The organism is Phytohabitans maris (genome assembly GCF_031085175.1).
GTDB lineage: Bacteria > Actinomycetota > Actinomycetes > Mycobacteriales > Micromonosporaceae > Phytohabitans > Phytohabitans maris.
Map to the genome: position 1 here is coordinate 183,151 of NZ_JAVHUY010000017.1, position 8,730 is coordinate 191,880.

The window sequence follows — 8,730 nt, forward strand, 5'->3', positions numbered from 1 at the left end:
GCGTGACCGTGTGGATCTCAAGCTGCTCGGCGAGGTGTTCGTCACCCTCCTCGTGATCATGGATCCGCCGGGCATGGTGCCGATCTATCTCGCGCTCACCGGCACCCTCTCCGCCCGCGAGCGCAACCGGGCCGGTACCCAGGCGGTCGGCCTCGCGTTCGGGGTGATCGTGGTCTTCGCGGTGGCCGGCCAGACGCTGCTCGACTACCTCCACGTCGACCTGCCCGCCCTGCAGGGCGCTGGTGGCCTGCTGCTGATCCTCATCGCGCTGGAACTGCTCACCGGCCGCAGCGACGACCCCAACCAGCAGGTCACCGCGAACATCGCGCTGGTGCCCCTCGGTACGCCGCTGCTGGCCGGCCCCGGCGCGATCGTGGCGACGATGCTCTTCGTCCAGCGGTCCGACGGTGCGGCCGACTATTTCGCGGTCGCGGTCGGCATCGTGGCGGCGATGGCCACGGTGTGGCTGGCGCTGCGCTTCTCCGGCGGGATCGTGAAGGTGCTGCGCCCCAGCGGCATCGAGGTGCTCACCCGTATCGCCGGGCTGCTGCTGGCCGCGATCGCCGTACAGCTGATCGCCGACGCGGTGGCCGCCTTCGTGCGGCAGTACACGAATGGCGGGTGACGCCTCGCCGTGGCGGTGGGCGGGATGTCGTACGGCGGTGGGAGGATCGTGGGGTGCGTAGGGCATATTCCGCGACCCCGCGTCCGCGCGGCGGCGCCGGCCGGCCAGAGCCGGAGCAGCTCGGCTTCGAGGGCATGCCGGAGCGGCTCTTCGTCTGTACGCCCAGCAAGCTGGGCTCCTACGAGGACTGCCCGCGGCGCTATCGATACTCCTATGTAGACCGTCCCACCCCGCCCAAAGGCCCGCCCTGGGCGCACAATTCGCTCGGTGCCAGCGTGCACACGGCGCTGCGCAACTGGTTTGCCCTGCCCGCCGAGCGCCGCCTCCCGGAGGCACTGCCCACGCTGCTCAAGGGCACGTGGGTGCGCGAGGGCTACCGCGACGAGGCGCAGGAGCGCGCCGCCTACCGGCGCGCCCTGGAGTGGCTAGAGTCCTATGTGGAGACACTTGACCCGGCGGTCGAGCCGCTCGGCGTGGAGCGCGTGGTGGCGGTGAAGACATCGGTGCTGGCGTTCAACGGGCGCGCCGACCGCATCGACTCGCGGTCCGGGCCCGATGGGCCGGAGCTGGCCATCGTCGACTACAAGACCGGCCGCACCGGCCTCGACTCCGACGACGCCCGCGGCTCCCAGGCACTCGCGCTGTACGCGTTCGCCGCCGAGCGGGTCTTCCGCCGCCCGTGCCGCCGGGTCGAGCTGCACCACCTGCCGTCGGGCACGGTCGCGGCGCACGAGCACACGCCCGAGTCGCTGGCCCGGCAGGTCAGCCGCGCCGAAGACACCGCACGCGACATCGTGGCCGCCGAGCGCGCGGTGGCCGAGGGTGGCGACCCCGACGAGGCCTTCCCGACGACGCCCGGCCCGATCTGCACCTGGTGCGACTTCCGCAGGAGCTGCCCGGCCGGTGCCGAGGCCCCGACCAAGGACCCCTGGGCCGCCGTCGACCGCGTGCTGACCCCGGCCGCCGGCGACGCGTAGCGACTTCGGTCACGCGTGTGGCACGCGCCTCGCCCTGCGCGGTCGGCGATCTCACCCCGCCCCCTGCGGGGAGCCGGCGGCCATCTGCGGTCTGCGCGACCACGACACCTCACCACCCCTCCGCCGCCGGGTGGGCGGATGTGTGTGTGCGGGGAGCTCTGGAGCTGCCCCGTCTGTGCTCCCTCTGGGGCGGGCTTGTGTCGCGTGGAGCCGGCAGCGGAGGTCGCGGATCTCGGCGAGCGCCAGCTCGCCGCCGGCCGTAGCGGTGCCCGTGGGAAAGCATCCGCGCACGCGGTCTACAGCTGAGGCCCGACCTCGAAAGCACTGCTTCCTGGGTCGCGAAGCGACCATGAGGGGGAGGACGAGGCCCCGGGAGCGACAGTCCGCACCCAATGCCACTCACGCCTATTCGAGCAGGGCTGGCCAGCCCATGATCAACACCGGGCGGCGGTCGAGATCGTGGTATGTAGGTGCCCTCGGGTGGGCGGATTCGTACCACGATCTGCGGCCAGGGCTGATCTTGGAGTGTCGATCGTGGGAGGGCGGTCGGCTTGGGCGCGGCCGGTGGTCGTTGGTCTGGACCACCGCGAACGTCGCGGTGGCTTGATCACGGGCGGGCGCGTCCCGCGTCGAGCCCCGACTCCGAAAGCTTTCTAGCGCGCCGGGAGGCGATAGACGGAGACGTGCGAGCGCGAGTCGGCGGTGAAGGCGGCTCCGGACCAGTCGGCGTGCCGGCTCTCCAGCTCGAAGCCGGCGAGCTGGCCCATGAGGTCGAGCTCGGCGGGCCAGATGTAGCGGTGCGGGCTGCGGGTCAGCCGGGCCTGCTTGCTGTCGTCGTACCTGACGTGGTGCGAGACCACGTGCTGGCGCAGCACGTCGTACGTGTCCAGGCCGATGTAGCCCGGCTCGGTGTGCCAGACCACGGCCTGCTGGCCGGGTGGGAGCTTGCGCAGCTCGGGCACCCACAGCTCGATCACGAATCGGCCGCCGGGCGTGAGGTGGCGGGCGGCGTTGCGAAAGCAGGCTACCTGCGCGGCCTGGTCGAGCAGGTTGGAGATGGTGTTGAAGACGAGGTAGGCGAGCGTGTACTCGCCCGGGGCGACCGCGGTGGTCATGTCGCCGACGATGACCGGGAGTGCGGTCTCGTCCACCTTTTCGCGGAGGCGGTCGACCATCGGGCGGGACAGTTCGATGCCGGTGACCGGTACGCCCCGCTCGGCGAGTGGTATGCCTACCCGGCCGGTGCCGATGGCCAACTCCAGTGCCCGGCCGCCGCCCGCGAGCTCGGCCAGCCGGTCTACGGTCGGTCCCAGCACGTCGGGCGCGAACATGCCCGCACCAGGCGTGTCATAGCTTTGGGCGGCGTCGACGTCCCACAGCTCTTCCTGTCGCATCCGGTCCACGATGGTCGCGACGGCTCGCACCGTCCATCGATTAATGCCTCAGCCTCGGCCAGCGGCGAGGCCAGCGACGAGGCCAGCGGCCCGGTCGGCGGGTGCCAGGGCAGCGGGTGCCGGATCGGCGGGTGCCAGGTCGGCGGGAACGCCCGCGGCCCGGCCGGCGGGCGCGGGGCCGCCGGTGGCCAGGCTGCGGGCGCGGGCGGCGCGTTCCATGGCGCCCTTGTGGATCGGGCCGCTGCGAAAGCGCTTGGGGAGTGCGGCCAGCAGCAGCCGCAGCCCGCGCACGGAGACGTCGGCCGAGATGTCGGCGAGGGGCAGGCCCAGCGCGCCGTACATGCGGCGGGCCCAGGGCGGCAGCAGCGAGAACGCCGTGGCGGCGACGCCCAGGTAGGCCAGGCGCACCGGGGTGAGGCCCAGGCGCCAGGGGAGCGGCGGGTGGCTGAGGAAGAGGAACGTCTCGGCGCCCGCCTTGCTCATGCCCAGCTCGGGGCGGACGCGCGCGTAGTACTCGGCCACCTCGGCGGCGGTGCCGGGCACCGCCACCGGGTCGAGGCCGACGAGGGCGGCGGCGCGACGCTGCTCGGTGTAGTAGGCGTCGACGTCGGCCGGGCTCAGCGGCACGCCGGCGCGGCGGGCGGTGGAGACGAACGACTCGATCTCGGCTACGTGCACCCAGCGCAGCAGATCGGGATCGTCGACCCGAAACTCGGCGCCGGTGCGCGGGTCGGTGCCGCGCAGCCGGGCGTGCAGGGCCCGCACCCGCCGGCCGGCGGCCTCGGCCTGGGCGGTGGTGCCGTAGACGGTGGTGGCGACGTACTGCGAGGTGCGCACCAGCCGGCCCCACGGGTCGCTCCGGTAGTCGGAGTTTTGCGTCACGGCCGCCACCGCCAGGGGGTGCAGCGCCTGGAGGTAGAGCGAGCGGAGCCCGGCGACGAAGAGGATGGGCTCCTCGTGCACGCGCCAGCTCACCGAGTCGGGACCGAAGAGGCCGAGATCCTCAGATGTCATCGGTCTTGCGGGCCTGGCACGCCGGGCACAGCCCCCAGAACGTGACCTCCGCCTCGTCGATCTTGAAGCCGTGCGAGACGTTGGGGTCGAGGCAGGGCGCCTCGCCGACGGCACAGTCGATGTCGGCCACCTCGCCGCAGCCGCGGCAGACCACGTGGTGGTGGTTGTCACCGGCGCGGGCCTCGTATCGGGCGGGGCTGCCGGCCGGCTCGAGGCGGCGGGCGAGGCCGGCGCGGGACAGGGCGCCGAGCACGTCGTAGACGGCTTGGGTGGAGACGGAGTCGAGCCGGGTGCGCACCCGGCGGGCGATCTCGTCGACCTCCAGATGGCCGCCACCAGCCAGGACATCGAGCACGGCGAGGCGCGGTCGGGTCACCCGCAGGCCGCGCGACCGCAGCAGCTCTTCGCCGTGCATCTAGCAATAACAGCACGCGAATACGTCACCAGCAAGGCGCGCGGAACCCGGATGAACCGGTTCGACTCTGTCTCCGTAGCCACCGTTTGACAAGGGCATCATCCGCGAGACAGACAAATCGTACGCTGATCTCGCGGTCACATGGATCCCCCGAAGGAGGACTCGTGTTCGACGAGATCATGGGCCTGCCGATGCATCCTCTCGTGGTGCACGCCGCGGTGGTATTCATCCCACTGCTCGCCGTCGCCGCCGTCGTATATACGTTGATCCCTCGCGTACGGGCCCGGATCGGCTGGGCCGCCGCCCTGCTGGCGATCGCCGGCCCGGTCGCGGCGTTCGTGGCGCGCGAGTCGGGGGAGCGGCTGCAGGAGCGGCTGGTCGCCGCCAACTACGGCCAGGAGATCCTCGACAAGGTCGCCGACCACCAGGGGTACGGCGACCTGACGTTCTGGTTCAGCCTCGGCCTCGGCGCCGGCACGCTGCTGCTGGTGCTCATCACGAACGGCCTGACCAGCGGCCGCGGGGTCGCCGGCGGCGTGCCGCTCTGGCTGACCTGGGTGCTCGGCGCGGCGGTGATCGTGCTGGCCGGCGTCACCGGCGTCTACGTCTACCTGACCGGCGACTCAGGCGCCGACGCCGTCTGGAGCGGCATCTAGGGTGGCCGCCTGCCAGTGATCAAAGCTCCCCCCAAGTCGCTAGAACGGCTTGACGGGAGCTTCGATCACTAGAAGAGCACGCGCGAGCAGAGCAGGCAGATGACCACCACGAGCACGGCGGCGGCGATCATGCCGATGCCGTACGTCAGGGTGCGCGCGCTCCGCTCCTCTTCCTCGATCCCCGCGGTGTCCTGCCGGGGAAGCTCGCGCGGTGCGGATGGCTGCATGACGACCGGTGGGCGCCATCCCCGGGGCGGCGGGGCGCTCGGCGGCGGACCCGGATACGCCGGTGTGGCCGGCTCGGCGGGAGGCGGCTCGGGCGGGGGCGGCGTGCCATCTGCCGGCCGCCGCCAGAACTCGTCGTCGGCCGGGCCACCGTTGCGCGTCGTCACGCTCACCGACGCTATCAACGCCAGCCTGTCCCCCGCGGTTAACCATGCCTCGGTACGCTGCTTTCCGTGAACGGGGCGGAAGACCTGCGCGAAGATCCGGACCGCCTGGTCGACCTCGATGAGGACGACCTTCCGGTGCTGCCCGACCAGACCCGTGACGACACGGATCGCGGGTGGGGCGAGTCGTCGTATTCCAATGACGACCGGCTGCTGGAGGACCGCCCGCCGCACTGGGACTGATCACTTCGGCCGCACGATCACGCCAAAGCGGGTGCCGTCGGGCAGGCTGACGATCGCCCGCGCCCGGTCGGGTGCGAGCGCGAGCAGCACCGCACCGTCCACACCCACCACGCCGAGCACCAGCGCGTCGCGCGCCAGGGGCGCGGGCTCACGGCTGGGCGCCGGTGTGGGCGTGGCACCGCCCACCGCCAGCAGGTCGACCCGGTCTCCGGGACGCACCAGCGCCAGCACCGCGGGCTCGGCCAGCCGCACCGGCACGCCCACCGCGCCCGGTGGCACCGCGAGCCGGCCGCTGGCGTCGACGGAGGGCGCCGGGGCGGCGGTCGGCGCCGGCGCGCAGGTGGCGGCCGGGTCGCGGGCGAAGAGCGCGGCGACCGCGGTCAGCAGAAATGTGGCGACCAGCCCGGCGCGCAGCAGCGTACGGCCGCGCGGCAGCCGGGGCCGGCGCACCGGATCGAGGGTGGGCTCCCGCATGGCCCAGGACCGTAGGCGGCCGGCGGGGCGGGCCGCCCGCGTCGACCGGGCGCCTGTGGACAACCGGCCCGGGTGTGGATAACGCCCGGGCGACCGGCGGATCTGCTAGGGCCCGTACCAAATTCCTGGCCGGGCTGCGCCGGGCACAGACGACGACCGGCGGCGCATATAGCGGCCATCTGGTGGTGCGGCCTTCGTGGCGGGTCCATCACTGCGCCTGATGGTTTGCTCGCAAGCTCGCTCACGCCCGGTGTGCGACCTTGCGCCCGCCACCATCTGACGTCGCCTGGACTCCGGCTCGCACGACAAACTCTTTGATACAGGCCCTGGACGATCTATTCCAAGGATTGAGCTACCGCGATGCCCGTCGTGGTCCGGGCCCGATGCCACTCGCCCTGAGTCGATCATTGAGCCGGGCCCGTGCCGCGGCATGGACGCGCCGTCCGGGCTTGTCCGCGGCTGTCGAGTGGCAAGCCTTTGCTTGATCGATGCGGGTCAGCGGGGTTCGTGGGCGTCCGTGGCGAAAGCCGCCTCGCGAGGGTGGCGATTCGCCACGGACGGCGTGCGCTGCGTCAAATCCGGTCGGCGCGTGGTGATCGTGGTATTCCAGTGCCCCTCCGTGGGCACCTATGTACCACGATCTCGGCGCGAATGGCCTGGATCTGGTCATCGTCCGCGCGGACCGCGGGGCCGGGCGGACGGGGCTGGTGAATGTGGACGGCAGAGTCCAGCTCACGGCCTTGATCAAACTACGGTGAGTGGCATTAGGCCCGCGGCGTCACCCTCCGCGTTTGGCAACCACAACCCACCCGACCCCGGGGGCCGGGGCGAGAGTCAAGGCGGCGCTGCCCGTCGATCAAGGGCCGAGTCTCTGCTCAGCGGTACTGGAAGTACGTTTTGAGGCGGTCATAACGTACTTCCAGTACCGCTGAGCGAGCCCACCCTTGGAATAGAGCGTCTAGTCACGTTTCCCCTGGTGGGGGAGCTCGTTCCGGGCTGAAAATTGGGGGTCCGGTCGCTCGTTGACATCGTTGCTGCTTGGCTGTTGAGGCCGTCGTCTAGTCGGATGCTGGGAGCCGCGTTGTTGGGTTCTTCACTGTTGCTTCGAGCACGCGGATTAGCTTCGCTTCGCCCTTGCGGCTCCTGCGGGCGACCGGTCTGGTATGGGTTCGGCTGGGGTGGGGTGGTCTGTGATGTTGGAAGAGACGCGGGACCGCGACGAGATCGTTGAGCGGGTCGCGGCGTTGGATATCGGCAAGGCTGAGGTGGTCTGTTGTGTGCGGGTGCCTAGCCCGAGCGGGTCGGGACGGCGGGCGCAGGAGGTCAGGACGTACCCGACGATGACCCGGTCGCTGATCGCGTTGGGTCAGTGGCTGGCCGGGCTGGGGGTGACCCGGGTGGTGATGGAGGCGACCTCGGACTATTGGAAGCCGCCGTTCTACTTGTTGGAGGCGGCCGGGTTCGAGGTGTGGCTGGTCAACGCTCGCGATGTCAAGCACCTGCCGGGACGGCCGAAGACCGACAAGCTCGATGCGGTGTGGTTGTGCAAGGTTGCCGAGCGGGACATGATCCGTCCGAGTTTCGTGCCGCCCGCGCCGATCCGTCAGCTTCGCGACCTGACCCGCTACCGCATCGACCTGGTCGGCGATCGGGGCCGGGCCAAGAACCGGGTGGAGAAGTTGCTCGAAGACGCGCAGATCAAGCTGTCCGTGGTCGCCAGTGACATCTTCGGTGTGTCCGGGCGGGCGATGATGCAGGCCCTGATCGCCGGGGAACGCGACCCGAAGACCCTCGCTCAACTGGCCCGCACGCGCATGCGCACCAAACTGCCCCAACTGGAAGAGGCGTTCGTCGGCCGCTTCAGCGAACACCACGCGTTCCTGCTGGCCCGGATGCTCGCCCAGATCGACACCGTCAACGCCGATATCACCACGGTCGAGCAGCGCATCGCGGAGTTGGTCGCCCCTTTCGCCGCAGCGGTGACCCGCCTGGATGAAATCCCCGGCGTCGCTACCACCGCCGCCCACGCCATCCTCGCCGAGATCGGTGTGGACATGACCCGATTCCCCACCGCCGGCCACCTGGCCTCCTGGGCCAAGTTCGCCCCCACCGTCAAACAATCCGCCGGCAAGAACAAGGGCAACGGCGCCACCGGACACGGCAACCCATACCTGGCCCGCACCCTGGGCGAAGCCGCTGTCGGCGCGTCAAAAACCAGCACCTTCCTCGGACAGCGCTACCGCCGCATCGCCAGACGCCGGGGCAAGAAGAAAGCCGTCGTCGCCATCGGCCGGTCCATCCTGACCATCGTCTGGCACCTACTCCACGACGAACAGGCCAGGTTCATCGACCTGGGACCCGACCACTACGACACCCGCACCAGCACCCAACACGCCGTCCGCAACCACATCCGCGGCCTGAACGCCCTCGGCTACCAGGTCACCCTCCAACCCGCCGCATAACCACAAACAAACCCAGTCCCGGCTCCACTGCGCTACGCCGGGACGCTGCCGCACGCCCACCAACGCTCATTTTCGGATTAG

General features: G+C 70.9%; 9 protein-coding genes and 1 pseudogene. 5 read left to right on the forward strand and 5 right to left on the reverse strand.

All coding sequences use genetic code 11. The features are described from left to right. Window positions 1-10 precede the first annotated feature (10 nt). Together RB614_RS19990 and RB614_RS19995 are read left to right on the forward strand one after the other, a co-directional pair. Window positions 11-625: a MarC family protein gene (locus RB614_RS19990; protein ID WP_308714075.1), complete on the forward strand. Its 615-nt coding sequence runs from the start codon at window positions 11-13 to the stop codon at window positions 623-625. Window positions 626-678: 53 nt separating this feature from the next. Further along, window positions 679-1,602, forward strand: coding sequence for a RecB family exonuclease (locus RB614_RS19995; protein WP_428983061.1), 924 nt, complete (start codon window positions 679-681; stop codon window positions 1,600-1,602). A gap of 653 nt (window positions 1,603-2,255) precedes the next feature. Here RB614_RS19995 and RB614_RS20000 read toward each other — a convergent pair. The 3 genes and pseudogenes from RB614_RS20000 to RB614_RS20010 all read right to left on the reverse strand — a co-directional run bounded on the left by RB614_RS20000 (window position 2,256) and on the right by RB614_RS20010 (window position 4,425). After that, entirely contained in the window at window positions 2,256-2,996 is a 741-nt protein-coding gene (locus RB614_RS20000; RefSeq protein WP_308714076.1) for a class I SAM-dependent DNA methyltransferase, read from the reverse strand. Between the two features lie 189 nt (window positions 2,997-3,185). Then, window positions 3,186-4,010 (reverse strand): annotated as a pseudogene (locus tag RB614_RS20005) (oxygenase MpaB family protein); the annotation flags it as partial. Then, on the reverse strand, window positions 4,000-4,425 hold the full coding sequence (locus RB614_RS20010) for a Fur family transcriptional regulator (RefSeq protein WP_308714077.1): 426 nt from the start codon (window positions 4,423-4,425) through the stop codon (window positions 4,000-4,002). The gene RB614_RS20010 and the pseudogene RB614_RS20005, both read right to left, overlap by 11 nt. Window positions 4,426-4,589: 164 nt before the next feature. On the opposite strand from RB614_RS20010, the gene RB614_RS20015 reads away from it, so the two are divergent. Then, window positions 4,590-5,081 carry a DUF2231 domain-containing protein gene (locus RB614_RS20015; RefSeq protein ID WP_308714078.1) on the forward strand — a complete coding sequence of 164 codons (492 nt, stop codon included), beginning with the start codon at window positions 4,590-4,592 and terminating at the stop codon, window positions 5,079-5,081. A 68-nt stretch (window positions 5,082-5,149) separates the two neighbouring features. Here RB614_RS20015 and RB614_RS20020 read toward each other — a convergent pair whose 3' ends face one another. Further along, a complete protein-coding gene (locus tag RB614_RS20020) occupies window positions 5,150-5,473 on the reverse strand; it encodes a translation initiation factor 2 (protein ID WP_308714079.1) in 324 nt (107 codons plus the stop codon). Between the two features lie 66 nt (window positions 5,474-5,539). Here RB614_RS20020 and RB614_RS20025 point away from each other — a divergent pair, with 66 nt between their 5' ends. After that, window positions 5,540-5,713: a hypothetical protein gene (locus RB614_RS20025; RefSeq protein ID WP_308714080.1), complete on the forward strand. Its 174-nt coding sequence runs from the start codon at window positions 5,540-5,542 to the stop codon at window positions 5,711-5,713. Here the strand turns inward: RB614_RS20025 and RB614_RS20030 are convergent, their stop codons facing one another. Further along, window positions 5,714-6,187, reverse strand: a complete 474-nt coding sequence (locus RB614_RS20030) for a flagellar biosynthesis protein FlgA (protein ID WP_308714081.1) — start codon at window positions 6,185-6,187, stop codon at window positions 5,714-5,716. Window positions 6,188-7,380: 1,193 nt separating this feature from the next. Between RB614_RS20030 and RB614_RS20035 the strand changes: the two genes are divergently transcribed. Next, window positions 7,381-8,649: an IS110 family RNA-guided transposase gene (locus RB614_RS20035; RefSeq protein WP_308714092.1), complete on the forward strand. Its 1,269-nt coding sequence runs from the start codon at window positions 7,381-7,383 to the stop codon at window positions 8,647-8,649. The last annotated feature ends 81 nt before the right edge of the window (window positions 8,650-8,730 follow it).